22 protein-coding genes are annotated in these 26,495 nt (G+C 41.5%); 13 read left to right on the top strand and 9 right to left on the bottom strand.

Annotated elements, in window-relative coordinates; all coding sequences use genetic code 11:
* The 3 genes from RDK53_RS09950 to RDK53_RS09940 form a co-directional block, all read right to left on the bottom strand.
* A partial coding sequence (locus RDK53_RS09950; protein WP_308514476.1) for a helix-turn-helix domain-containing protein occupies positions 1–260 on the bottom strand: 260 nt, incomplete at its 3' end.
* On the bottom strand, positions 260–880 hold the full coding sequence (locus RDK53_RS09945) for an IS607 family transposase (protein WP_308514474.1): 621 nt from the start codon (positions 878–880) through the stop codon (positions 260–262). The genes RDK53_RS09945 and RDK53_RS09950, both read right to left, overlap by 1 nt.
* Before the next feature lie 401 nt (positions 881–1,281).
* Positions 1,282–1,962: a hypothetical protein gene (locus tag RDK53_RS09940; RefSeq protein WP_308514472.1), complete on the bottom strand. Its 681-nt coding sequence runs from the start codon at positions 1,960–1,962 to the stop codon at positions 1,282–1,284.
* Between the two features lie 221 nt (positions 1,963–2,183).
* Here RDK53_RS09940 and RDK53_RS09935 point away from each other — a divergent pair, with 221 nt between their 5' ends.
* Positions 2,184–3,386: a DUF805 domain-containing protein gene (locus RDK53_RS09935; RefSeq protein ID WP_308514470.1), complete on the top strand. Its 1,203-nt coding sequence runs from the start codon at positions 2,184–2,186 to the stop codon at positions 3,384–3,386.
* Between the two features lie 257 nt (positions 3,387–3,643).
* Positions 3,644–4,411, top strand: coding sequence for a DUF805 domain-containing protein (locus RDK53_RS09930; protein ID WP_308514468.1), 768 nt, complete (start codon positions 3,644–3,646; stop codon positions 4,409–4,411).
* Positions 4,412–4,421: 10 nt separating this feature from the next.
* Here RDK53_RS09930 and radA read toward each other — a convergent pair whose 3' ends face one another.
* On the bottom strand, positions 4,422–5,852 hold the full coding sequence (gene radA / locus RDK53_RS09925) for a DNA repair protein RadA (protein WP_308514466.1): 1,431 nt from the start codon (positions 5,850–5,852) through the stop codon (positions 4,422–4,424).
* 161 nt (positions 5,853–6,013) lie between these two features.
* On the opposite strand from radA, the gene wbaP reads away from it, so the two are divergent.
* The gene (gene wbaP / locus RDK53_RS09920) at positions 6,014–7,465 is read left to right on the top strand and encodes an undecaprenyl-phosphate galactose phosphotransferase WbaP (protein WP_308514463.1); all 1,452 of its coding nucleotides are present in this window, start codon (positions 6,014–6,016) and stop codon (positions 7,463–7,465) included.
* Between the two features lie 18 nt (positions 7,466–7,483).
* Here wbaP and RDK53_RS09915 read toward each other — a convergent pair whose 3' ends face one another.
* Complete coding sequence (locus tag RDK53_RS09915; protein ID WP_308514461.1) at positions 7,484–8,464, bottom strand: NAD(P)H-dependent glycerol-3-phosphate dehydrogenase; 981 nt, start codon at positions 8,462–8,464, stop codon at positions 7,484–7,486.
* A gap of 552 nt (positions 8,465–9,016) precedes the next feature.
* On the opposite strand from RDK53_RS09915, the gene RDK53_RS09910 reads away from it, so the two are divergent.
* The 3 genes from RDK53_RS09910 to RDK53_RS09900 all read left to right on the top strand — a co-directional run bounded on the left by RDK53_RS09910 (position 9,017) and on the right by RDK53_RS09900 (position 13,457).
* On the top strand, positions 9,017–10,987 hold the full coding sequence (locus RDK53_RS09910; RefSeq protein ID WP_308514460.1) for an acyltransferase family protein: 1,971 nt from the start codon (positions 9,017–9,019) through the stop codon (positions 10,985–10,987).
* A 474-nt stretch (positions 10,988–11,461) separates the two neighbouring features.
* Entirely contained in the window at positions 11,462–12,373 is a 912-nt protein-coding gene (locus RDK53_RS09905) for an O-antigen ligase family protein (RefSeq protein WP_308514458.1), read from the top strand.
* Positions 12,351–13,457, top strand: a complete 1,107-nt coding sequence (locus tag RDK53_RS09900; protein ID WP_308514455.1) for a glycosyltransferase family 4 protein — start codon at positions 12,351–12,353, stop codon at positions 13,455–13,457. Before RDK53_RS09905 ends, RDK53_RS09900 begins: the two co-directional genes overlap by 23 nt.
* On the opposite strand, the gene RDK53_RS09895 is transcribed toward RDK53_RS09900, so the two are convergent.
* On the bottom strand, positions 13,396–14,379 hold the full coding sequence (locus RDK53_RS09895; RefSeq protein WP_308514453.1) for a hypothetical protein: 984 nt from the start codon (positions 14,377–14,379) through the stop codon (positions 13,396–13,398). The two genes, RDK53_RS09900 and RDK53_RS09895, sit on opposite strands and share 62 nt — an antisense overlap.
* Complete coding sequence (locus RDK53_RS09890) at positions 14,379–15,158, bottom strand: glycosyltransferase family 2 protein (protein ID WP_308514451.1); 780 nt, start codon at positions 15,156–15,158, stop codon at positions 14,379–14,381. The genes RDK53_RS09895 and RDK53_RS09890 overlap by 1 nt, the downstream gene beginning before the upstream one ends.
* A 66-nt stretch (positions 15,159–15,224) precedes the next feature.
* On the opposite strand from RDK53_RS09890, the gene RDK53_RS09885 reads away from it, so the two are divergent.
* Entirely contained in the window at positions 15,225–16,037 is an 813-nt protein-coding gene (locus RDK53_RS09885; protein WP_308514449.1) for a glycosyltransferase family 2 protein, read from the top strand.
* Positions 16,038–16,039: 2 nt separating this feature from the next.
* Here RDK53_RS09885 and RDK53_RS09880 read toward each other — a convergent pair whose 3' ends face one another.
* Positions 16,040–17,878 carry a sulfatase-like hydrolase/transferase gene (locus RDK53_RS09880; protein WP_308514447.1) on the bottom strand — a complete coding sequence of 613 codons (1,839 nt, stop codon included), beginning with the start codon at positions 17,876–17,878 and terminating at the stop codon, positions 16,040–16,042.
* Between the two features lie 87 nt (positions 17,879–17,965).
* The gene (locus RDK53_RS09875) at positions 17,966–18,283 is read right to left on the bottom strand and encodes an HU family DNA-binding protein (protein ID WP_277036615.1); all 318 of its coding nucleotides are present in this window, start codon (positions 18,281–18,283) and stop codon (positions 17,966–17,968) included.
* A 506-nt stretch (positions 18,284–18,789) separates the two neighbouring features.
* Here RDK53_RS09875 and RDK53_RS09870 point away from each other — a divergent pair.
* The 6 genes from RDK53_RS09870 to RDK53_RS09845 form a co-directional block, all read left to right on the top strand.
* Positions 18,790–20,925: an acetate--CoA ligase family protein gene (locus tag RDK53_RS09870; RefSeq protein WP_308514444.1), complete on the top strand. Its 2,136-nt coding sequence runs from the start codon at positions 18,790–18,792 to the stop codon at positions 20,923–20,925.
* Positions 20,926–20,954: 29 nt separating this feature from the next.
* Positions 20,955–21,536 carry a 2-oxoacid:acceptor oxidoreductase family protein gene (locus tag RDK53_RS09865; protein WP_308514442.1) on the top strand — a complete coding sequence of 194 codons (582 nt, stop codon included), beginning with the start codon at positions 20,955–20,957 and terminating at the stop codon, positions 21,534–21,536.
* A 2-nt stretch (positions 21,537–21,538) separates the two neighbouring features.
* Entirely contained in the window at positions 21,539–22,792 is a 1,254-nt protein-coding gene (locus RDK53_RS09860; protein ID WP_308514440.1) for a transketolase C-terminal domain-containing protein, read from the top strand.
* Positions 22,792–23,853: a thiamine pyrophosphate-dependent enzyme gene (locus RDK53_RS09855; protein ID WP_308514438.1), complete on the top strand. Its 1,062-nt coding sequence runs from the start codon at positions 22,792–22,794 to the stop codon at positions 23,851–23,853. The genes RDK53_RS09860 and RDK53_RS09855 overlap by 1 nt, the downstream gene beginning before the upstream one ends.
* Before the next feature lie 16 nt (positions 23,854–23,869).
* Positions 23,870–25,498, top strand: a complete 1,629-nt coding sequence (locus RDK53_RS09850) for an NAD(P)-binding protein (RefSeq protein ID WP_066592017.1) — start codon at positions 23,870–23,872, stop codon at positions 25,496–25,498.
* Positions 25,499–25,854: 356 nt separating this feature from the next.
* A partial coding sequence (locus RDK53_RS09845) for an FAD-dependent oxidoreductase (RefSeq protein WP_308514436.1) occupies positions 25,855–26,495 on the top strand: 641 nt, incomplete at its 3' end.

The following is a 26,495-nucleotide window of genomic DNA, read 5'->3' as shown; positions in this document are numbered from 1 at the left end:
TGGATAATCGCCATTTGCGGAGCATTCTTGGTCACTTCCAGCATCCACGGAAATTCTTTGCGTTTGATGCTGTTAAGTTGTCGCCGCAGCGCTTCTTGTGATGGTTTGGGCAGAGAATTGTCCTGCTTCCATGCTTCGTACTGTCTCTTCCATTCGCTCAATGCCCAGTTGTAGGCAAAGCGAGCTGTCCCGGCAGCCTGTGACATATAGGTTGCCTGTACGTTGTTTAGATCCAGAGCGATGCGATGGGCGATCAACATTACGATTCTTCCACCGCTTTCTTTATACCATCAAGAAGCTTCTGACTCTTGCGGCTGCGAGAGCCGTATAAGCGGGTAGAGAATAGGTTGACGATCTCCGTCACATCCTCAGCTAGATCTGCTTCAAACGTCGTATCCTCACCTTGATTGAGAATTACAACTTCGACGTGCTTAGCCTCGCAGACGGCAAACACCAACTCTGCACCAATGCGAAGCAGTCGATCCTTGTGAGTAATGACTAAACGGCCGACCTGCTCGTCAAGGATAGCCTCCAGCAGCTTCTTTAATCCCTTTTTGTGATAGTTCATGCCGGAGCCGAGATCGGAGATAATCTCAAATGTCCAGCCTTGGCGAGAACAATACAATTCCAGAACTTGTTTCTGGCGTTCCAAATCCTCTTTCTGATCGTGGCTGGAAACACGAGCATAAGCCACGGTTCGACGGTTATCCGCGCTGGCGGCATGAATTAGTTCCGGCTTGAGTTTGGCAAGATCATAACGACGATGACCGCCTGCCGTGTGCTCAGCCTTTAACTTACCCGATGCCTCCCAGCGGCGCAGAGTTGTGATTGACACACCCAGTGCTGAAGCTGCTTCACCTATACCCACTAATCTTTTCATTTTGTAGATATTAGCATAGATACGAAAAGATTTAAATCAATCTGTTCAAGCCCATGTCTCAAAGTCAAACATTTTTTCCTCGGTAAAACTAATGGTTGTATTGGTTATAAAAATCACCTAATCAACCTAAGCAGATAATGCTTGCCGAAGGGAAGAATTAGCTCATAACTCCTGGCCCCATCAGCTTTTAATTGAAATCAGTCTACCAAAGGCAACATTTTCTTAAGAGACAAAGAGTTTTTGTTAAAAGACAAAAAAATGAAAACTCACCCCTTACAGATAGCCAACATAAGTCTTTAACGGAGAGTCTTCTTGCAATTACTTTGGATTTAGGGCTTTAAAAGAAAAAATGCCCCTTTAAGAAAGCAGCTTTAAACCGTAAACTTAAAGGGGATTGAGATTTATCGGGTCGGTTTCGACTTCCAATAATCTTCTTCCGTATCCGGTTGAAATACTGATGTGATGCTCACAGCTTTCATTGATGGAACATACCCGAGACCAGGCTGAACCATTTCTTGGAATCTTGGATCACTAATTGTTTTAAGAATTGACCAGGCAACAGTCTTATCTAGTCCAGCGGCTAATCGTGAGCAGCCCTCTCTCATGTTCTTTAAGCCGTCAGTCGGAGCGTTATAGGTAATTTCTTGTTTAAGCATACCGCCATTGGAAGAAAAGATTTCCATTTTGATCCGCCATTGAAGCTGAGTCGGCTCCGCAATAATTTTGACAGAATCGATGAGGTTATAGAGCTTTACCTTTGGCTTTTCTTGATTGAGCATTCCAACACTGGAAAGATCGGTGATGAAAGCATTCTTCCAATAATTAGCGAAAGCGTCCCTGAGATCTGAAAACTCCCCTTCACCCGGAATGGCAATTCTGTCGCCCGCACAATCCAAGTCTATTATCTTGACTACCCTTACTTGTTCTACCCCAATGTCTTTTGCGTCGATGCGATGCCACGCACGCTGAATTTGTGCGTTAGGCTCGAATGAATAGCTGTAATAAGGCTCGGTTGTTTTACATGCAGTTAACAAAAGAGCGGCAGAGACTGCCAAAGAAATAGAGAGAAGTGTTTTCTTCATGAGAGGAATTTACCTATTCAGAGTTTTTGAGGATTGTATCGCACCTCTTACCTCAAACTTTTGACTTCGGCTGATTTTCCATCTGTTGCCTTCAAATGGAAGCAGTAATTTTTACAAATGATTCATGATACGGTCTCTCCTTTCAGCACTTCTTCTAAGAAACAAAACCTATTTTTTCTGTGTTTCTCATCAGTTATCATCTAACAAAAGGAGAAAGCGATATGTTTAGTTGGTACCGCTATTGCTTAAAGAAATACTTTGATTTTGATGGAAGAGCATCCAGAGCTGAATTTTGGTCATTCGCGTTAATTAACATTTTTGTTCTTTTCAGCTTCTCTCTTCTTACCGGAACTATTCACGGAGAAACTGCATCCGGAGAAAAATACAGAGTAATGCTGGCTGCACTAAACAACTATCCTACCTTAGTTTCTGTCCTCACTAGTTTGGAGGTTGTATTCGGCGTATTTATTTTTTGTCCGGCTCTGGCTGTTACCGTTAGAAGACTCCATGATAGAAACCATTCCGGCTGGTGGGCGATAGGACAGTTCATTCCGTTCTTGAACTTTCTTGTTCTAATTTTTTTACTGCTTGATTCACAAAAAACTCAGAATAAATACGGTGCACGCGCTCCAGCAAGCCCAGAAGATATCGTCCATTCTGAAAATAAGACTTCGGATAGTTTTTTCTCTCGATATTTACGACCAAATCGCAAGAGCACCTATAGTTTTCTCTCTCAACTTCAAAGTCTAGGCGGTACGCATTCTCTTGGAGCTTCAACCTCTAAGCCTTTAAAGGATGAGAAAAAAGAAATGGATAGAATCGTCGATGAATTGCTGTCGGAAGATTTTCCAGACAGTGTAGAGGAGTTTGAAAGAGAGGTGGAAAGAAGGCTAGACATAGCCATGGGAAGAGATAAGGATCATCCGGATGAGTTTCTTTCCGGGACATCTTTCGCTGAGCATCGTAGAGAAGAAAAGGCAACAGAAATAGCAAGAAGATTAGATGCTCTTGCAGAGCGCAAGCCTCCACTCTCGCAAGAAGAATTGAATAGAGAGTCAGAAAAAATCTTAAATGAAGTATTGGGAGAAAACTGGAGAACCAATGGCCTTCCTTCTGAAACTTTTTCAGCACGTCGAATAGTAGAAGAAAAAGGAGATGAAATAGGAAGAAAGCTCGAAGCTCTTAACAAACGCTCACCTGCACCCTCAAAGAAAGAACTCGCTAGAGAAGTTCAAAAAATAGTAGATGAGGCATTGGGAAAAGACACAAGCGATCAAGATTTCTGGTTCCAATTTAGACAAGATAAGTGGGATGAGATAATGGGAAGACTTGAGGAACTAGGAGCCAGAAAACCGCCACTCTCTCAAGAGGAACTTGATAGAGAAGCTTTAGTAACCCTGGTTGAAGTGCTGGGAAAAAATTAGAAAGATAAGGAGCCTCTTGATTATTCATAATCAGAACTTTAAGGACATTACCTTCAAAGGGCGTTTTTATAGTGCCATCTTTGCAGATCTCAGATTCGGAATGAAAAAATTTTAAGAAAAACAACTTGTTGTGTTTTGCAATATCGTCAAACAGAAACAAAGTTTGGTTTTTCTTGTCCTTTACTTTTTTGGGTGATAATCTCGCTCTCCCTTTTGCTGGTCCTCTAAGATATCAATACTTATAAGGAGAAGATGCTATGTTTCGTTGGTATTTTTATTGTTTCTCTAAATATTTAACTTTTAAAGGAAGAGCATCCAGAGCTGAGTATTGGTCATTTACTTTAATCAATATCGTCATTCTGTTTTGTTTGGCTCTTTTTGGCGGGGACATAGATGCCGTACTTACCTCCGGCGATTCCATTAAAACTCTTGTCAATCCCCTAGCAGGTCAGCCTGAATTGGTTTCCACTATCTCTATCATCAACGCCGCGTATAGCCTGCTTGTTATTTGTCCGGTTATTTCGGTGACAATTCGGCGCCTTCACGACCGAGATCACACAGGATGGTGGATTTGGGCCCAACCCATTCCTATCTTGAATGTTGTTCTTTTGATTTTCCTCTTGTTAGGTTCTCAGCGTGGCCCTAATCAATATGGTTTACGGGCTCCAACCAGCCCCTCGGATGTTGTGCCCGAAGGCTATATGAGCCCTTATGGTTATTTCCAAGCAGAGGATCCTTCACAACAGCCTTACAACCATAGTAATATCTATCAAAGACAGCCTGAGCAAAGCTATCGCCAGCCTGCTCCGGTTCAGACCAACAATTATCAAAACGTAGGAGAAGGAAGCGTTATGGACGAAATGATGAAGAGCAATGAAAAAAATGCAGACGTTCAGGCCGGCATTGATCAAGGAAAAGCACAAACTCCGGCACAACCTGCCGGCAAATCCTCAACTCACCGTCCGATGGGAGCTGAGGAATCCAGCATGGTAGATTATTTAAAACGCCTTTCCGGAAAGAAATAATCAACAGAAATTAAGAATCGAATGATTCTGTTTGAGAGGCTTGAGAACCGAAAACAGCTTTCACAGCCTCTCTTAAATTTTCTACCGGTACGATTTCAACTCCCGGCAAGTCAGCAACTTTGTTCTTCTTCGGAACAATAATTCTCGTAAATCCAAGTTTTGCGGCCTCTTTAATTCTTTCTTGTCCTCTGGAAACCGGACGAATTTCTCCGCCTAAACCTACTTCGCCGAACATGGCTGTTTTGTTAGATACGGCATGGTTGGTCATAGAAGAAACAATAGAAATCAAAACCGGTAAATCACTTGCTGTTTCGGTAATCTTTATACCTCCGACAGCATTTAAAAAGACATCCTGGTCATACGTAGCCAATGATACGTGTCTGTGAAGAATCGCCAGAAGCATGGTCAGCCTTTGGCTGTCAGTACCCACCGTCAAACGTTTTGGATTTGGCAGCATTGATTTATCAACAAGTGCTTGGATTTCGATTAGTATCGGTCTCGTTCCTTCCAAATTGATAAAAGTCACGCTTCCGGATACGCCCTCCCTTCTTTCGGCAAGGAATAAAGCAGAAGGATTTCTAACACCTCTGAGCCCTTTATCTGTCATTCCGAATACACCGATTTCGTTGACCGAGCCAAATCTGTTCTTGCAGGCTCTGAGGATGCGATAGTTTGATTCCGTGTCTCCTTCGAAATAAAGCACAGTATCGACCATATGTTCTAAAACACGAGGACCTGCCATTGCTCCTTCTTTAGTAACGTGACCGACAAAGATCACGCCTATCCCTTTTCGTTTTGCAAGTCGAGTTAATCGGGCTGCGCACTCTTTCACTTGTGAAACGGAACCCGGGGCGGCAGACAAAGCATCGGAGAACATGGTTTGAATGGAGTCGATAACAACCCATTGAGGCTGCTGGCTTTCGATAATGCTCTCGATCTTTTCCAGCTGAATTTCGCTTACGAACTTCAACCCTTTGGTATCGACTTCCAGCCTTTTTGCACGTAAAGCAACTTGCGTCGGGCTTTCTTCACCGCTCGCATACAAGCAAACTTGACCGAGGCCAACCATTTTGCACATTGACTGAAGCAATAAGGTTGATTTGCCGATTCCCGGATCTCCGCCTATGAGAACTACAGAACCGGGAACGAATCCGCCCCCGAGTGCCCTTTCTAATTCGCTAAAGCCAATGTGAATACGGGCAACTTCTTCCGCTTTTACATCCGAAAGGTCCAAAATGTCGCTAGTGCCTGCAAGGGCTAAATGAGCCGGCTGAGAATCTTCTTCTGCTCTCGCGTAGCGATTCTGAGAGGGCTCGGCCACCTTGAACTCCTTCATCGTGTTGTAGGCTTTGCAAGACGGACACTGCCCGAACCATTTCACAGTGTCATAACCGCACTCAGAACAAACCCAGTAAGTTTTATTTTTTGATTTTGCTGCCATATTCGATCTCTTATTTTGTGCCGGTTAATTGTATTTTCTTTCTGCAGAACTGAAAAGGAGACCTATATCCGATACCTAAAACTTATAAGAGAACCGATTAAATCATAGAAAACACCGACACTAAGGTAGAATCTCACTTAGCAACAACCGATCCTTATTAAATGCCTATACCTAAAATAAAAGACTCGGAGAGATGGAGTACTTTCATTCAGCCAGTAATTATGCTGGCTGTTGATTATTGCTCTATCCTTCTGGCGGAGTGCGTTGCAATAGAATTCAGAGAATTTCTCCTACAAGCTTTAGGGCATACGCACGACAAATTCGACTTAGACAGTTTCTATTTCTTTTTGTTTGTCCCTTTAATCTTTATTGTTTTTCTTCACTGGGGCCGAACATATATTCGTCTTCTTTCCATCGGGGAGATGATTAGAAGAACTTTCTGGTCAGTTCTTTATTCCGTTGTTGTTTACATCGTAATTTTATTTTTAGCCGGAAAAGCTCCGGTTGTATCCAGACTTTTTGTCACTTTATTAGGTACCTTCGTATTTTGTTTTGTCTGTGTCGGCCGGTTAGTGATGAGGCACCTTCTAAACAGGTACTCATTATTTTTAGAGCCGACAATTATGATTGGTTCAGATGAGACAGCTAAGAAGTTTTTAAATTACACAACGTCCAATGTATTTTTCGGCATCCGAGTCGTTGGCCTAATCGATGATAATCCCAAGGGCAAAGCTCTCAGCGGAAAGTTTCCGATCCTTGGTCCAACGTCTAAAGCCACTGAAATTATCAAAGAAAGCGGAGTTCAGAATGTTTTGATTCTTGCTCCGAAGATGGATCCTAAAAAGCTTAATCTCTTAGTCGACGAGCTCTTTCCTTTGGTGAAGAATGTTTCATTCGTGCCGGATACAGAAGAGATGCCGGTATCCAATATGGAACTGCATCGACTTTATTCAGAAAACTTAATTGTTTTATCCGTCAAGAATAATCTTTCTCGTTGGTACAACCAATTTGTTAAAAGAGTATTTGACTTGGTCGTTTCCGTCCTCGGAACCCTTCTCATCTCTCCTTTCCTTCTGGTAATTGCTATTCTTATTAAAGCGACTAGTCCAGGTCCAGCAATCTACGCGCATATGCGTTTAGGAAGACACGGAAAGATGTTCCCCTGCTACAAGTTCCGTTCCATGGTAAAAGATGCTGATAAGAAGCTTGCTGCCTACCTAGCTTCAAATCCGGCAGCGAAAGCTGAATGGGAAAGAGAACAAAAACTCAAAAATGATCCGAGAGTGACTAAGGTCGGTAAATTCTTGAGAAAAACCTCTTTAGATGAATTACCGCAGTTATTTAATGTCATTATCGGAGATATGAGCCTTGTCGGTCCCCGGCCTATAACGCGCTCTGAAGTCTGCAAATACGGCACCTACTTCGCTGATTACGAGATGGTTCGTCCGGGGATGACCGGACTTTGGCAAACAAGCGGCCGCTCCGATACTTCGTATGACAGAAGAGTCCGGCTTGACGCTTGGTATGTGAGAAACTGGAATCTTTGGCTTGATATCAGCATGCTGGTAAAAACCGTCCGAGTGCTCCTATCCAAAGATTCCGGCGCCTACTAAACTTGCCTCTTCAGCTCCTTAATAAGTGCCTTTAAGGAGCTGAACGAGTCCTTTCATCTTGGTTGGCGAAATTCTCTTCTTGATGATGTTGTTAATGAAATTAATAACCGGGATAGAGACTTGTTTTTCTTGAGCAAGTTCTAATGCGCCTTCCATCGCATTTACGCCCTCAACAACCATTCCAACCTGTTGGAGAGCTTTTTCAACAGAAATACCGCTGCCTAATAGTTGACCGAATTTCCTATTTCTACTGTACGGACTTCCGATAGTTGTAATGAGGTCTCCCAGGCCACCAAGTCCCATTAGAGTTTCGGGGGCCGCACCGCCAGCCACTGCCAAATTTCTTAAATCTGACATACCTGCTGTAACAAGCATGGAATAAAAGTTAGTTCCCAGACCTTGTTCAAGTGCAATCCCATAGCCAATTGCAATAATGTTCTTGAGAGCTCCTCCCAGCTGAGTTCCTATCAAGTCATCGGTCGCCGGAAGATAGACATTTGCTTTATTGAAGGCTTTTCGAATTAATTCAACTGCTCTCAAATCTTCGGATGCCAATTGCATACCGAAAGGCTCTTCTTTGATTACCTCTTCAGCATGGCTTGGTCCGGACAGAACAGCAACAGAATTATGAGGGAAAGCCTCTTGAATAATTTGCGAAGGAACGAGCAGCGTAAGTGGCTCTAAGCCTTTAATGACCGATATTAGGAGCTGATTCTCTTTAATAAAAGGTTTTACTACTTCAATAGAGGGGCGCAAATATTTTGAAGAAACGGCAAAAATTACAATATCCCTGTCAGCAAGGGAATACTCAACATTTTGAGTAAATTCAACTTCCTTTGGAAGCAGGAGCCCTTCAAAATTTGGATGGTATCCGGAACGAAGTGAGATTAAGTTCCTTTTGGTCAAACTTAAGACTTTAACTTGATTTCCGGCCTTAGACAAAATGACCGCCAAAGCTGTGCCCCAGCTGCCGGCTCCAATCACTGTAATTTTCAACATTTAATCAACTTGCTTTTCTGTATAGGTAGATCTTATTTCAAATTCACAATATGCATATGAGACATTTCTCAAATTCTTCCGTTAATTAGCATTGCACCCCATTAAAGTTCAGGATCTGCAGACCTTGGATAGAAACAATCTGACGGTTTTCAACCTTTTTCCATCCATCATTGTAAAAATTCATTGTAAAAATTAGTCTTTTAGGCCTTAAAACATAAAGAAGAGGAAATGAACTCTAAACATTAAGTAAAACTCCAGTTTCTGAATGAAATCTAAAGCGTTAAGCAATAAATTGTCCTAACTCATTAACGCTTATTTCCAATTTCACTCTGGTTTCCCAACGATCAACTTATTAAGAAGCTCTATTTATTTTTATCCAGAAATTATCATTAAAATTTTGGAGGGAGAAAAAACATCATTCTTAGGAATAGGCATGCAGTAGAGGCACTCTACTATAATTTCGAAACTTTTAGGAAGAACAGGACTATTTTTACTCACTGTTCCATTAAATATTCTAAGAAGATTTTCCAAAAACAATATGGCCTGAGAGACATGTTTTATTCCCCTCCAAGAATAAATAATTACCGTCCGGACATAGACGGTCTAAGAGCTATCGCTATTCTGGCCGTAGTATTTTTTCATACTTTTCCCGAGCTTTTTCCGGGCGGATTTATTGGCGTAGATATCTTTTTTGTTATCTCAGGCTTTCTGATTTCTGGAATTATCTTTAAAAAATTAGAAAAAGACAATTTTTCATTCGCCGATTTTTACTTTCGAAGAATTCGAAGGATTTTTCCAGCATTAATTTTTCTATTAATTGGAGTCACAATTGCTGGATGCATACTTTTGGCCCCTTCTGAATTAAGCTTATTGGTCCGTCAGATTTGTTGGGGAGCATTTTTCGGAGAAAATATTTACCTCATTAAAAGCACAGGGGGATATTGGGATCAGACCACAGAAATGATGCCATTGATGCATCTATGGACATTGGCCGTTGAGGAACAGTTCTATATTTTTTATCCCTTAATATGCGTTGTTCTTTTCAAAATTAGAAAACTTGTACCAGCCCTATTCATCCTAACCCTTCTCTCATTTTTTTCCGTTTATTTTTTTAAAGATAATACTATTTTGAACTTTTATTCTCTCCATACGCGTTTTTGGGAACTCGCATGTGGTGGGTTATTAGCTTTTTATATAAATAAAAATAACTTTTTATCTACTTTATCTTTAGCCAAGCAAAATTTGTCATCCTTCTCAGGCATTTTGTTAGTCACTATTGGATTAGTAATAACAAGTGAACAAGACAAGTTTCCTGGAATAATTACTCTTTTTCCAGTTCTTGGAACTCTTTTGATCTTAATAGGCCAAAACTCCATCTTTAATAAATCCATTCTTTCACATCAATTAGTAGTTTTCGTTGGCTTGATCAGTTATACCTGGTATTTGTGGCACTGGCCACCTTTAGCCTTCTCCAGAATCATTCTTGGGGGAGATCTTCCGGGGTTTGGAACAAGGATTGGCCTTATCTTTGTTGGTTTGTTAATCGCAATTATTAGTTATTTCTTTGTTGAAAATCCAATAAGAAAAATGAAGGCGACTTTGAGACTTTCCATTTCTCTGTCTGTAATTCTTTTTTTTGTATTTGCTTCTGGGACGACTATTCGCCTTATGAAAGGACTTCCACAACGGCTGGATAAGGCAGGACAATTAGTCTTGGAGAGCGCTGATAACAATTTCCCCCATACCACCGACTATTGTTTAGAGAAATATGGAAAAGGAAGTCTTGATGCTTATTCTTTTTGCTACGCAGAAAAAGGTAAGACCGCCGAGATTGCAATTTTAGGAGACTCACATGGCAGGCACCTCTTAAGAGGCCTTTTCGAGGGCTCCTCGAAAGGCATTGTGTTTCTGGGCATGAAAGGAACGCCCGCTATTAAAAATGTATTTGAGGTTACAGCGGAGCCAAACTACATCAAAAAAGGACAAGGACAATCTATGCTCGACAAAGCTTTCGACAAGATACTCAATGATCCGAAGATTAAAACTGTAATTCTGGCATCTAGATGGAATCTTTTTTTGAATTCACCTGGCCTATACAGCTGGCTCAACGACAATAGGGTTGACCCGAAAGATTATAAAAAACGTGAGGAGGCCCTTAAACTTTTTATGAGCGATTGGTTGAAGCAACTGCAAACTCACAAAAAAAATGTGATGATTATTTTGAATACACCAGAATTTCCCTTTACCGTCTACTCTTGTTACCGACCTATCTTCTCTTTAGAAAAATGTGGTGTAAGCCAAAAAGAAGCAACTGCTGCTACTTCTAAGGTAAACGAAATCATCAAGGGGATCGCGTCAAAATTTACGAATGTGGAGGTCCTAGACCCTACCAACATTGTTTGTAAAAATGGATATTGTTCTCTCGTAAATAATGGTAAAGCTGTTTATAGAGATGAAAATCATTTAACGTCATATGGGAGTACTTTGATTGCTCCGGAAATCCTTGAAAAACTAAAAGACTAGTAAAAATCATTTTACTAGGTGAGTATTTAGAAATAGTTAAAGAGACTTTTGTTTATGTGTTGTGAGAGTCAAAACGGCGTAATGCAACGGGAAAAGCGAGAGGATCTCAACTATGGACATTCTTAGTTCTCAACATTTGGATAGATAATCTTTGGAAACAAAATGAACCTCTCAAACTTTTTTAAACGACAAAATTTCTTGGAAAGTGCTCTACTCCTTAGTTTTTGTCTTTGTGCATTTTTTCAATGCATCCAAGTTAAGGTTTCGAACTTATTTCAGATCCTTGTTTATCTTTTTTTTGTTCTCTACTTAATCAAAAATCCTCAGGAAATTAAGACGAGATTCAAAAGATTTCAAATCTTTTTTTTGATTTACTTAATTTACGCTATTTTAGAGTTTTTACCAGTTCTTACGAGCCCTGACATCGCCTTAGCCCTGGGAGTTTGGTCCAGAACTTATCTAATGAGAGGGGTTTTGTTTTTAGTTCTTTTGCTCAGTTTTAAAAACTGGAGGCCTTACCTACTTGTATTTTTTTCTTTAGTTGCCTCTTTTAGCGTCGATTCGATCGCCTGCCTTTTTATTGATCCTCTACCTAAATTTGGTGGCCGAGTGACTGGATTCTTTGGTCACCCTATGGTCTATGCTGGCTTCGCATGCATTGTTTTGCCCTTTTTCTTCTACAAAGCATTGCAAGAAAAAATTCTTTTTAAGAAAGTAGCTTGTATTGCTTTTTGTTTTGCGTTTTTAGTCTTGCTGGTCTTGAATGGCACTCGCGGAGCATGGCTTGCAGTTGGAGCCAGCTTTATCGTAATGCTTTTATTCTTTAAGTTCTCTTTTAAGAGCCTACTGATAGTGTTATGTATTGCAAGTAGTATTGGGGTCGGGTCTTTATATACCTCAGAAGAAGTTTCTAGCCGAATAAAGACCCTAACTTCTTCAGAAGTTTATTTGAAATCAGAACGAATACTTTTGTGGAAAAGTTCCTACAAAATGTTTCAAGATCATCCTTTTTTTGGAGTGGGTCTAGGCGCGTATGGCGACCAATATAAAAATAAATATATAGATAACAACGCAAAAGAAAGAAATTTAACTAGGGCTCACAGTAATATATTTCAACTCTTAGGAGAAAGCGGTTTGTCCGGACTTATTGGATACCTGCTTTTATTTGGCTTCCTTCTTCTGAATAGCTTCAGAAATTTTACTAAGTTTAAACAAGGCATATATGTTGTGATTTTTGCATCAACTCTTTGTCTTTTCCTTCAGGGATTAACAGAATATAACCTAGGGCATTCAGCTGTAATGAAGTTTTATTGGTTATGGTTAGGAGCACTTTTCCCTTTATCTTTATATTTAAGAAATCAAAATGAAAATTGGAATAGTCTGTAATAGTTTTAAGAATGATGGAGGAATGGAGACCTACACATTACAGTTAGTTGAAGCTCTTTTGCCTTATTTAGAATCCAAACCTGTCATTCTTACGAAAAAAATTGATCCAGAACAGAAGCTTCTTAATAATGTAAGTTCCATCAAGATAAATGTCGCTTGGCTACCGAGGATATTAAAAGATCTTTACTTCTCCTGGAAAGTTAAAAAACTTAAGAAACAGTTAGGAATTGATATTTTAATTGGTTGCTGCAGATGCTCGGCCTCAGATATCGTTATGTGTGGAGGCACTCATAAAGGATTTGTTTTATCGAAAGGACGTAGAACCATTTATGACAGAGTTATTGAAAAAATAGAAACATCTCAAAATAATTCAGCTAAATTTATCGTTGCTCATTCAAAATTAATGAAAGACGAACTCATACGACTTTATGGAGTACCTTCCGGGAAAATAAGCGTACTTTATCCACCAGTATCTTATGCAAAATTTCATCCTGTTTCTAAAGATGAAAAAGAAAAGCTAAGAAAAAAATTGGGTTTGTCCTCTGAGAAATTATATTTTCTGTTCGTTTCTTCTAGCCATAAGAGAAAAGGACTAGATCTCCTTGCTCAATATTTCTCAGAAACCAATCTTCCTGTAACTCTTTTAGTGGTTGGTAAAAAAGTTGATCGCTCAATCAAAAATGTTGAATATTTCGGATACTCCAATAATATTGAAGAACTTTACCAAGCTGCTGACTTTTCAATCCTAGCTTCCAATTATGAGCCTTTTGGTTTAGCTGCTGTTGAAAGTGTCGCTTCTGGCACACCAATAGTCGCATCCAATAAGCTTGGAAGCAACGAAATAATCGAAAACAATTTCAAATATGTTTTTGAGGCTGGCAGTATAGAAAGTCTGAGAACTCAAATAGAACTTGCGATAAAAAATAGCTCCCCGCTAACAAAAGGAAGAGATAATAAAACTAAATTTAACTATGATCTCTCCGTCCATTACCATGTCTCTAAAGTTTTAGAGATAATAAATTCTATTCATTCGAAAAAAGGTCAAAATCAAGATACGGAACTACCTCATAGGGAAGTAAAGTAGAGGGAGAACAATTAAAAATTTTTCGATTGTTCTTCATAAACCAAGCCGAAGCTAATAGCATAAATGGAAGGATCCCGGTTTCATAATCGGCTAGCAACCCACTCCTAACTTTGTCCCCTTCATTTTCATAGAATCGAGGCTTGTTGGAATTTCCGATATCAAATCCTAATAGGTATACTTCCTCGTAACCTAGGAAAGCCGCAATTTGAATTCCGACGGTCATGACCGACCCGCAGTGAAAGACACCTGTCTTATCAAAGGAAGAGAATATCTTCATGGTAATGTCATTACATACAATCCTTTGCTTGTAATCATAAATATTTAAAGATGCTTGACTTTGTAGGATCACGTCGGGAAGTAATTCTTCGAAGAGAAAAATCTTCGCTTCCTCCGGAAGGAGAATTTTTTCTTTAAGAAAGGCCCGAAGAACCCTAAAGGAAAAACATAATCTAATCTTGCTCCCACTCTCTTGAACATACTTCAGCACTTCATTCAACAAACGACTTCTTTTTTGTATAAACGAGTCATCTGAGATAACGAGTGTCGCTTCTTTTAAAGCGAGCTGTTTGATTAGAAGACAACTTCCGTTTAGAAGAATAACGTCTTCATTTTTCAAAACATTAAGATTCTGTTTAGCAATTGATGGACCACTTCCAATAATGAAAATTCTTTTACTTCTGCTCTCCATGTTTTTTCTAAGAGATTGAAAAGAAGAAGTTAAAAGGAGGAAACGACGATTGAAATATATCGAATAAACATCGTCAAATATTTCCTCCCCATCTTTTGAAAATGAAAAACTCCTTTTCTTCCATAGACCATCAGAAAAAAGATAAATTTGAGAAAAATCCGGGACTCCAAAAAGTCTTAAAAATTTTTTAAATATACTTCTTCGTTGTTTGGAAAGGAAAGCTGAGGATAGCATCAAAATTTCCCTCCCGAATTCTTAAGCAGATAGTATCGTATATATTTTTGAAGAGTATATGAATAGTGATTAGCTGCAAAAATAAACCCAATCTTTCCATCCATAAAACCTAAATTTATGAAATAAACTTTAAATGCTGCCCATGCAGGCCTAAGCACAATATCTCTAAAGAAAGAAAACTTTCTTCCTTCTTTAAAATATTTTTCAGCACTAAGCTTTGCATATTGATTCAATTTCCTGTAGTACTGATCAGGGTTGTCGTATGGAAAGTGAATCATTCTCCCCTGAAGTTTCTTCTCAGGAAAGGACGAAATGATCTTAGGATGAACAAATCCTTCAACTCTGATTCCTTCATTTGGAAAGAACCTCTGAACCCAATCTGGCCTTAAGGTACCATGTTGAGCTTGATAGTGTTTAAAGTGATTTTCCCTTTGGATCAAATAAGTCTTTTTTTCACCTGTACCAATTACGTCTTTTATGCTCTGATACAGACTAGGCGTTATACGTTCGTCGCAGTCGAGAAGTAATAACCAAGGCTGAGAGGTCTGTTTAATACCAAAACTTTGTTGACTTCCCCAATCCCCGTTCAGAGAACGTTCAAATATTTTTGCATTAAACTTTTTGGCAAGTTCTACAGTTCGATCTGAACTACCATCATCAACGAGGATTATCTCATTGGCAAATTTGCAGGATTCTAAGCAATCTTCAATATTTTTTTCTTCATTTTTAGCCAGGATGACCACTGAAATTGGAAGCTTTTTGTCTGTTCCTGTCGTCAATTTAAATTCCTACTCTCTAAAATTTTGGTACATTTATTTATTCTACTCAGAGTTGCTCTCCTTACTATGAAATTAAGTTTAATCCTTTCTACTTACAACCGGCCAGATGCTTTGGAAAAGTCCTTACAATCCTTAATGAAACAGAATGATGAGGATTTCGAATTATTAGTTGCTGACGATGGAAGTACGGCCGAGACTCGAGAGCTACTTGAGTCTTACGGACCTTTTTTTAAATTTGGATTCAAACATGTATGGCAAGAAGACTTGGGTTTCAGACTCAGTGCATCAAGGAACAATGCTCTTCGCCAAGCAGGCGGGGACTATATTGTTTTTTTAGATGGCGACTGTATAGCTAGCCCAGAATTTATTGCAAACCATAGAAAACTTGCAGAGCCTGGTTTTTTTGTTACGGGTAATCGAATTTTAGCCTCTCCTTCTTTTACAAAGCAAATTCTGGCAGCCAACGATTTTTCCTTTCCCTCTTTAGAAACGCTATTTAGGCTTAAGAGGAATAAAGAAATAAATAAGGCTATATCGGGTATAAATTTCCCTCAGCTTGATTTCTTGAGGAAACTCTATCCACGGAAATGGCAAAGGCTAAGGGGCTGTAATTTCGCAGCCTGGAGAAAAGATATTTTCGCTGTCAATGGATTTGACGAAGATTTCGTCGGCTGGGGGTTCGAGGACTCAGACTTCGCAGTCAGAATGATAAATAGCAGAATTTACAGAAAGTCTGGAAACTTTGCAACCGCAGTCCTGCATCTTTACCATCCAGAAGGAAATAAAGCAAAAGAAGGTCCCAGTTGGGAGAAGCTCTCGTATCGCTTAAAGCACAAAGAGAGCTCCTGTGCTCATGGGCTAATAAAAACTGATTACTAGACTTATTTAAGAAATTTAGTCATCTCTTTTAGAGCCTCTTTCCAATAAGGAGGCACGTTTCTATTTGATGCTTTATCGTTGTTGGGCAAACGATAATCTAAGCTTCCCGCCTTGTTAATGATGACTATTCTTTCCGGCTCAATAAAGGCATCGTTGCTGTAATTGCTACCAAACACAAATTTACGTTTTGAATCTCTCCAGAGAGATGCCCCTGAAGAATAATCCTCTATTGGATTTTCGCATCCTAAAGCATCAGTTAGTAGCGTAGGAGCTATATCAAGCATTGAAGTTCTGTAATCAACCTCTTCAGTTTGTTTCCCGGGCCATAAAATAACAAGTGGAACTCTTGCTTGATAAGTTGTGAAATTTCCATTGTGTCCCCAGAAATTCTTTTTATTATCGTTAAATTCTTCTCCGTGGTCTGCCCCTATTACTATGATCGTCTTGTCCAGAAGATCTTCTTTTCCTAAGAAATCAATTATTTTTTTTATATTCTTATCAGCAAATCTAACAGCATTCTTATAACGATTAAAGTAAGGTTCTCGATCAAAATCGTTGTTCAATTCCAAGTGATTTATTTGTTTCCAATATGGTTTATAGAACGTGTTCTCTGTATCTTCTGGAAAAGCAGCAGAATGTACATTATCTAAGAAGATAAAACCAAAAAACGCCCCTTTATTTTTTTTCTCCTCAACCCATTTTTCAAAATCTCGGATAGCGTCCAGATCTCTTTCTATAACGTTTTTCCCTTTTGATGACAGTCTTAAGTCTTTAACGCCAGCAAATATAGTCTGATTAAACTCCGGCATGGTCAAACCCGCGCCGGTAAAAGCTCCAATGGAATAGCCTCGCTGTTCAAGAGCTTGAACTAATATTGAAGGTGTCTTTGTAGACAGAGCTTTAAACCAATAACTCCCCGGGAGGCCCGTAAACAATGTAAAGATTCCGTGTCTGGTGTTTATGCCACCGGAAATATGATCTTTGAATACAATTCCTTCCCTAGAAATTTCATAGGTATTCGGCATGTACTCTTTATCGAGCATGTCGGCCCTTAAAGAATCAACGAAAAGAAAGAGAATATTGAAATCCTCTCCATTTTTTTTACAAACAAGCGGATGAAGAGGATAGTTCATCTTTTTGTTCTTTCCATCCCCAGGAAGTTCAGTTGAGTAAACTTCCTCTTTTGTCAGAATCCCAGTCTTTATAAGCAATTTGCTAAAAGTCAAGGGCTTATTGAGGGGGAGCATTTCACTCACTTCAACATAATTTTGTTTATGTGTAGCAAAAGCAAAGCCGTGAATGCCGTTGGTAATTATTAGAAGAAGCAAGGAGACTACAAAAGTAGTGACAGCAAATTTTCTGCTTTTATTAAGTTTCACGGCCAAAAAGACACATAAAACGGCTGCTGCAACACAAGCGACTGAAAGTCCGAAGATTTCTATGAGCATCTTGGGCGAGAAAGAGACGATCTGACCTCCTCCCAAGAATGTCATTTCTAACATGGCTAAATTGATGTGTAATCTAAACTGATTAAAAACAAATGTATCAGCTAAGAAAAGAATCAAAATAACGGCATCAAGCAAAAGAGAAAGAACAATAACCGTTTTTCTTAACTTAAAAATATTGAAAATTCCAGTCAACAGCAGTTGAACAAGGAAAGTTATAAAAAAATAAAGGGAAAAAGCTACAGCATAAAAATAAACAAAATTGAACCAGCTCCAACTTTCTGTATCCACAGCACTTACGAATCTGCCTGAACAGATAGATAAGAATATGGACATAAATAAAGAGTTATATAGAAAAAAAGAAAATTGAAGGCGACCCGTTTTATCTTTCATCATTTCTATGCAATTTAAGGAATTGTTCTTGTACTTTAAAGAAAAAGCCCTCGGTTTTACTCGAGAGCTCTTATCAGAATAAATTAATTCTTATTTCTTAGCAGCTTTTTTAGTTCTGCGAGCTGGTTTCTTAGGTACATTAACTGCATCTTTGAACTTCTTGCCAGCTACGAATTTTGGAACTGTGGCTTCAGCGATCTTAATAACAGCGCCTGTAGAAGGATTGCGGCCTTCACGTGCTTTGCGGACAGCAGACTTGAAGGAACCGAAGCCAATGATTGTGAATTCACCACCAGCTGCTACAGTTTCAACTGTCTTTTCTACGAATGCGTTGAGAACTTTTGCTACATCGGCTTTTGTGAGGCCTGTTTGTTCAGCAATCGCATCAATCATTTCAGTCTTGTTCATTGGAATTCCCCTTTACGACGGTTATTTGAAGGTTAGAACATAGTTAACAGTCCAACTATACGCTAATTTGCAACAAATTTTATAATTTTTTAGTCCCAAACCCCCTTGTTTACTGACTTCCCGCTGTTTTTTTCTAAAAAACAACAAAAAAACCTAACAATTTCCTTACTGCTTCTGACTTGAACAATTTTTTCTTCTTTTCGAAGTGATTTTTTGTTCACTCTACTACCGTGAATCTGGTACAAAAATATTTAAACCTTAGTAACAACTTGTCTTCAGAATTCAACTGTTTAATGTTAAAGTAGACCCTGTATTTCAAATTATAAATTTGATTTTCATAATGTGAAATATTTACACATTAGTTTGCTTGTAAAATACCAGGTCAGCTAAGTATTGACCTGCGATGGGATCAAAACCATCTTGTTCCTCAAAACGATGGTTATAGTCCCTTGTTGACTGAGCATTTGTTTTTGATAATTTTTAGCCTCTACTAAAAAAGGAATGAGATGTCAGTAAGTGCAATGGACAAAATCATGAGTCCTGCCTCAATGGCAGTCATTGGTGCATCTTCCAGAGAACACACCATTGGTTTCGATATCATGAAGAATCTACAGAAATACGGCTACTCTGGAACGATTTACCCGATTAATCCTAAAGATTCTGAAATTCAAGGCTTAAAAGCCTACCCATCCGTTTTGGATGTTCCCGGCCCTATCGATATGGCCGTTATCGTTATTAATTCCAAGTTTGTTCTTTCAACAATCGACCAGTGCCATCAAAAAGGCATCAAGGGCGTTGTAATTATCAGCGCAGGCTTCAAAGAAACAGGCCCCGCAGGTAAACAGTTAGAAGAAGCTTTAGTCGCCAAACTTCATGAATACGGAATGACTTGCGTTGGCCCGAATTGCTTGGGAGTCGTAAACACTGATCCAAAGATCCGCTTAGACGCTTGCTTTGCCGAAACTCTCCCGGTCCGCGGAGACATTGGCTTCGTTTCTCAGTCCGGAGCTCTCGGCGGCGGTATTTTAAATATCCTTAAAGATTTGAATATCGGTTTTGCCCAGTTCATTTCAATCGGCAACCAAGCTGATGTCAATGCCGACTCCGCCATTGAATACTGGGAAAATGTTGACGACGTTCATCAGATTCTTCTTTATATGGAATCTATTGCCGATCCTCAGAAGTTCAGAACATTGGCAACCAGAACCACCAAAAAGAAACCTATCGTAGCTCTTAAAGCCGGCCGCTCTGCAGCTGGAGCTTCTGCAGCTTCTTCTCACACAGGTTCTTTGGCCGGTGCCGACAAGGCCGCAGCAGCCCTCTTAGCACAATCCGGTGTTATTCGTGAGTTCTCTTTGGAAAACTTATTCAACACCGCTAAAGTCTTCAGCCATTGCCCGATTCCAAAAGGCGAACGCGTTGCTATCGTCACTAACTCCGGCGGTCCCGGAATTATGTGTACCGATGCAGTAGTTGAACACGGTATGCAAATGGCCCAGTTATCTGAAGAAACAAAGAATAATCTTCGTGCATTTCTTCCACCGGCAGCCTCCGTCAAGAACCCGGTTGACATGATTGCTTCCGCTCCGTTGGAACACTACAAGCAGACATTAAAGACTGTCCTTGCTGACGCCGGCGTAGACATGGTTGTTGTCATTTACCTGCCGTTCTTGGGTTTGAAAGACATTGATGTTGCTAAAGCCATCATGGAAATCAAGGCCGAGAATCCTTCTAAACCGGTTGTCGGAGTCTTCATGACAACTCAAGACTTCTTCCAGAAGATTTCTGAAATGGAAGTCAATATCCCGTTCTTTATGTTTGGTGAACAAGCTGTCGAAGGATTGAACCGCTTGAACCAACAAAGAAAGTGGATTGCTAGACCGGAAGGAAAATTCCCTGAATTTAAAGTCGAATCCGAAAAAGTTAAATCTGTTTTCTCCTCCGTCCTTTCTGAAGGAAGAGAACAGCTGACAACCGCTGAAAGTCTTGCAGTCTTGTCCGCATACGGCATTCGTGTATGCAAAGACGGAGAGGCCAAAGATTTAGATCAGGCTATTGCTTTAGCTGATAAGATTGGCTATCCGGTTGTTATGAAGCTTAACTCCAAGAAGATTTCTCATAAGACAGATGTAGGCGGAGTTCGTGTAGGCATAGAAAACGCTGACCAGCTCAGAGCCGAATACACTGACATGGTCAACAAGCTTAAAGCTAAGAATCTCCTTGACGGTATGGAAGGCGTCATCATTCAGGAAATGGTTAAGAGCGACAGAGAAATGGTCTGCGGTATCGCAACTGATCCTCAATACGGCCCGATGATGATGTTCGGTTTAGGCGGCGTATTCGTGGAAGTCATGAAAGACGTTTCCTTCAGACTTGCTCCTTTGAGCGATCTTGACGCCCTTGACATGATTAAGTCCGTCAAAGCTTACAAACTTCTTGAAGGCGCCAGAGGCGCTGTTCCTGCTGATATTAACCAGATTAAAGATATTCTTCTTAGACTTTCTCAGCTGGTTAAGGACTTCCCGTTCGTTGATGAATTGGACATCAATCCGTTAATGATTAGCAATAAAGACGGAGAGCCCATCGCCGTCGACGGAAGAATTAAGATTCGTCTTCAAGAAGCAGAAAGATTAATTAAGTAAACCCAATAACTAACTATAAAGGAACTAAAGTGTTTCAGATTCGTCTACACGGCCGAGGAGGCCAAGGTGTAGTTACCTCAGCAGAAATGCTCTCCATTGCAGCATTTACTGAAGGTCACTATGCACAAGCGTTCCCAAGTTTCGGAAGTGAAAGAACCGGTGCACCGGTAGTTGCTTTTGCCCGCGTTCACAATGAACCTATCCGCTTACGAGAACCGATTATGGAGCCGGATGCAGTCTTGATTCAGGACCGTACTCTTCTCGAAAGCGTCAACGTATTCGGTGGATTGACTCCAAATGGATATGTTTTGATTAACAGCTCTCATTCCATCGAAGAATTAGGCCTGGAAGACTTGGCAGCCAAGCTGCCTAAGGGTCACCTTATTACTCTTCCGGCGACGGAATATGCAATGAAGCACATCAAACGTCCTCTTCCTGGTGCAGCTATGCTTGCCGGGTTTGCAGCTCTTACCGGCAAATTGAAGCTCGAAAGCATTCAGGAAGCATTCAAAACTAAATACAAAGGCAAAGTTGCTGAAGCTAACGGTCTTGTGGCCGCCGATGCTTATAACTTTGTTCTTGAAGCTAAAAAGAAAATGAAGGAGGCCTAAGAATGCTTAAGCAAATTCAAGGTTCTCAAGGCGTCGCCCAGGCAATTGCACTCTGCCGTCCGGAAGTTATTTGCGCCTACCCTATTTCCCCGCAGACTCACATTGTTGAAGCCCTCGGCGCATTAACCGGAAGCGGTAAGCTGCAAGACTGCGAATTCATCAACGTTGAAAGCGAGTTTGCTGCAATGAGTGTGGCCATCGGTTCTTCCGTTGCAGGCGCACGTTCTTACACCGCTACTGCATCTCAGGGACTGCTGTTCATGGCAGAAGCTGTGTACAACGCATCCGGCTTGGGACTTCCAATCGTGATGACCGTTGCATCCCGCTCAATCGGCGCACCTATCAACATTTGGAATGACCACTCTGACTCTTTATCTCAACGAGACAGCGGCTGGCTCCAAATTTTTGCAGAAGACAATCAAGAAGCCGTTGATATGCACATCCAGGCATTCAAGATTGCCGAAGAACTATCCATTCCAATCATGGTCTGCATGGACGGTTTCGTCTTGACCCATGCTTATGAAAGAATGGACATTCCTACACAAGAAGAAGTGGACGCTTATCTGCCTCCGTACGATCCGAGACAGAAGCTTGATGTAAATCACCCGGTCTCCATCGGTGCGATGGTAGGTCCCGAAGCTTTTACAGAAGTTCGCTACTTGTTCCATCACCACACTATTGAAGCTCTGCAAACTATTGAAAAAGCTTCCGAAGAGTTTGAAAAGGCCTTCGGACGTAAATCCGGCGGTTTGTTGAGCCCGTACAAGATTGAAGGTGCAGATACCATTGTTCTGGCCTTAGGCTCCGTCATCGGTACGATTAAAGACACTATCGATGAGATGGAAAAGGAAGGCAAGAAGGTTGGTTTAATCGGCATTAAATCCTATCGTCCGTTCCCGGATAAACAACTTGCTGAACTCCTTAAAGGAGCAAAGAAAGTTGTTGTCATCGACCGCGCCTTGCAGGTTGGAATCGGCGGTGTCGTCACTGATGACGTCATTCGTGCCACCCGTAAGATGGACTTAGACATTTTCTCCGTCATTGCCGGCTTAGGCGGCCGTCCGATTACAAAGAAAGGACTTAAAGACGTCTTCAATAAAGCTATAAACGGCGAACTTGAAGAGCTTTATTTCTTGGATTTGGATAAAGAAGTCGTTGAAAAACAATTGAAACGCGAAAAAGAAGATCGTCACACAGGACCTCTTGCTGAAGCAGTAGTTCGTGACTCCGTCAGCATCCATAAAGGAGGCATCTAATGAGCGAACATCAAATTAAGTTCTATCAGACCGGCACTTTTACCGTCGGCAACCGTTTGTTGGATCCTTCTCAAAGATCCGGACAGGCGAATATTGAACGCTTCAACTCCTTGAACTCCGGCCACAGAGCTTGTCAGGGATGCGGCGAAGCACTCGGCGCACGTTATACGGTTGACGCAGCGATGAAGGCAACTGACGGCAATTTGATTGCCGCTAACGCTACAGGCTGCTTGGAAGTATTCTCTACTCCTTATCCGGAAACGAGCTGGCAGCTTCCATGGTTCCACTCTCTTTTCGGCAACACTGCTGCTGTCGGTACAGGTATGGCCGCAGCTATGCGCGTTAAAGCCAAAAAGAACGGCGGTCCTTTAGTTCGTGTCCTTGCTCAAGGCGGTGACGGCGGTACGACCGATATCGGCTTCGGCTGCTTATCCGGCATGTTCGAAAGAAACGACGATGTCCTTTATGTCTGCTACGACAACGAAGGCTATATGAACACCGGAGTCCAGAGATCTTCCGCAACCCCTCCGGCTGTCCGTACTGCAACAACACAGATCGTCGGCTCTCATCCGGGTAACGCTTTCGGTCAAGGTAAAGAAGTTCCGCTGATTGCTATGGCTCACGGTATTCCTTACGTCGCTACGGCCAGCATCGCCGACCTTCGCGACTTAGAAAGAAAAGTTAAGAAAGCGATGACTTTCCACGGTGCCCGCTATATTCACGTACTGGTACCATGCCCTCTCGGCTGGGGAGCTGCCTCTAAAGACACCGTTAAACTTGCCCGCTTGGCACAAGAATCCGGCTTGTTCCCGGTCTTCGAAGCTGAATACGGCGAGATTACTCACGTAACTAAGATCAGAAAACTTGCTCCTGTCGAAGACTACATGAAGCTGCAGAAACGCTACGCTCACTTATTCGGACCGAAGGCCGATCAAAGCGCCTTGATCAGAATTAAAGCAATTGCAGAAAGAAACATTCGCCGCTTCGGTCTTCTTGGTGATGAAAGAGGCGAACCAATGCCTCCGGCAGTTCAGGCTGACGAACGCGCAGACAGACTATAACGAGGAGAGATAAATCGTGAAAAAACCTTTTGCTATTACTCTTGATGTCGGAAGCTCTCTGGAAAACAGAACCGGCAGCTGGAGAACATTGCGCCCGGCTTATGTTCATAAGCTTCCTCCTTGCAACAATCAATGTCCTGCAGGCGAAGATATTCAAGGCTGGCTTTTCTATTCCGAAAGCGGCAACTATGAAAAAGCTTGGCGTCATTTGACAAAACGCAACCCTCTTCCAGCATGTATGGGCCGTGTTTGTTATCACACTTGTGAAGGCGCATGCAACAGAGGATGCTTGGATGAGTCCGTCGGTATTAACTCCGTTGAACGCTTCCTTGGCGACCATGCTATTGAAAACGGATACGCTTTCGTTAAACCTAAGAAACTTTCCGGCAAGAAAGTTTTGGTGGTCGGCTCCGGCCCTGCCAGCCTTTCAGCTGCTTACCAATTGGCCTTAAAAGGACATGACGTCACTATTAAGGAAGGCAGTCCGCAAGCTGGCGGCATGATGAGATACGGTATTCCTAAATATCGTCTTCCAAGACACGTTTTGGATAAAGAAATCCAAAGAATTCTTGACCTCGGCGTTAAGCTCGAACTTAACACTACCGTCATGGATGTAAACGACGAAATGAAGAACAACGGCTATGATGCCGTGTTCCTCGGGGTTGGTGCTAACCTTGCAAAACGTGCTTATATCCCGGGCGGAGACGCCAAGCACATGCTTGATGCCGTTTCTGTTCTTAGAAGCATGGAAGGCGAAGGAGAACCTCTGCTCGGCCGTAAGGTCGTTGTTTACGGCGGCGGCAACACTGCTATCGACGTAGCTCGTTCCGCTAAGAGATTGGGTGCTGAACCTCTCATCATCTATCGCCGTACACGCGACAAGATGCCAGCCCATGACTTTGAAGTTGAAGAAGCTTTACAGGAAGGCGTTTCCGTCAAGTGGTTGTCAACCATTTCCGAAGTAGACAGCGGTCAGGAAATCAAGATCGAAAAGATGAAGCTAGATGAAAACGGCCATCCGCAGCCTACCGGTGAGTTTGAAACCGTTAAGGCTGATGCTGTAGTTTTAGCTTTAGGTCAAAACGTTGACTTAGGATTGCTGAAATCCGTAGAAGGCTTGAAGATTGAAAACGGCAGCGTCATTGTTGACTCCAACATGTTTACCGGCGTTAAAGGCATTTATGCCGGCGGCGACATGGTTCCGGGTGAAAGAAACGTTACCGTTGCTATCGGTCACGGCTATAAAGCTGCCAGAGCTATTGATGCTTTCTTGAACGGCAAAGAAGTTGTTGTTCCTCCGAAACATCAGATTGTTACTTTCGACCAGCTCAACACTTGGTATTACTCTGACGCTCCTAAGACTGTACGTCCGATGCTTGACATGGTTCGCCGTCAGAACACCTTCGATGAAGTTCAGCATGGCTTGACCGAAGAGAATGCCTTGTTTGAAGCCAGACGCTGCATGTCCTGCGGTAACTGTCTGCAGTGTGATAACTGCTACGGTGTCTGCCCGGACAACGCTGTTATTAAGACCGGTGACGACAACGTTCCTTATATCTTCAACTATGACTATTGCAAAGGCTGCGGCATTTGTTCTTCTGAATGCCCATGCGGTGCAATTAACATGGAAAAAGAATCTATCTAGTCCTTAGATAGTTCTCAACAGGCCGGCTTTGCCGGCCGTTTTCTTTTTAAGACATTACCGGCAATAAAAGCAATTGGTTGACTAATTGACTGCAAGAATTTTCAACACAAATTCAAAAAGTTAGTCATTTTTGCTCTAGCTTTCCGTTATCTCAATTTATCTAATTTCCACTATCGCCGGAGACTGCTCGCTTCTCTCCTTTCCTTCTGCATCTCCTTTTTCCTTCCTCTTCTCATCTAAATTTTGTGCGAACAAGATTAATTAAACATTCATTGACCTAGATCAAGGTACTTAAGTACCTCTTCATGAAAAAATTCAATCATCGAGATAACGATGAATCTTCCAAGGAGAAAATAATGAAACGTCTTTTAATCGCTTCCCTGTGCACAATTGCACTTAGCTCTTTTGCGTTTGCCGAAGAAACTGACTTGGTTGTTGTCGGTTCAGGCGGCGCCGGTATGTCTGCTGCTCTTACAGCTGCCCAAGCAGGCAAGAAAGTAATTATGCTTGAAAAAATGCCAATCATCGGCGGCAACACCAACCGTGCGGAAGGCGGCATGAATGCTGCAAGAACACTTCAGCAGCTTGAACACGGCATTACTCATGACAGCGCTATGACCATGTCATTGGATGCTCAAAAAGGCGGCCATTACCTCAACAATCCGGAATTGACATTAGCTCTCGGAGAAAATGCTAAAGAAGCTGAAGCCTGGATGCTTTCTCTCGGTGCAGATTTCTGCCATAGAATGGGCAGAGGCGGCGGTCAATCCGTCGCCCGCGGTCATGGTCCTTGTGACGGTTCTGCTGTCGGCGCCCACATCATGAAACTCTTCTACAAGACAGCCAAGAGCATTCCGGGCATCGAAATTCGTCCTTCTAATAAAGTAACTGAAGTCATTGTTAAAGACGGTAAAGTAGCAGGCGTAAAAGTAATCGGTAAGGATAAGAAAGAATACACAATCGATTCTAAAGCCGTCGTGTTGGCAACCGGAGGTTT

Origin of the sequence: uncultured Turicimonas sp., from assembly GCF_902477955.1 — a bacterium.
In the GTDB taxonomy this organism is placed as follows: Bacteria; Pseudomonadota; Gammaproteobacteria; order Burkholderiales; family Burkholderiaceae_F; genus Turicimonas.
The sequence above is the reverse complement of the archived record's forward strand: the minus strand, read 5'-3'. Positions and strand labels throughout refer to the sequence as shown.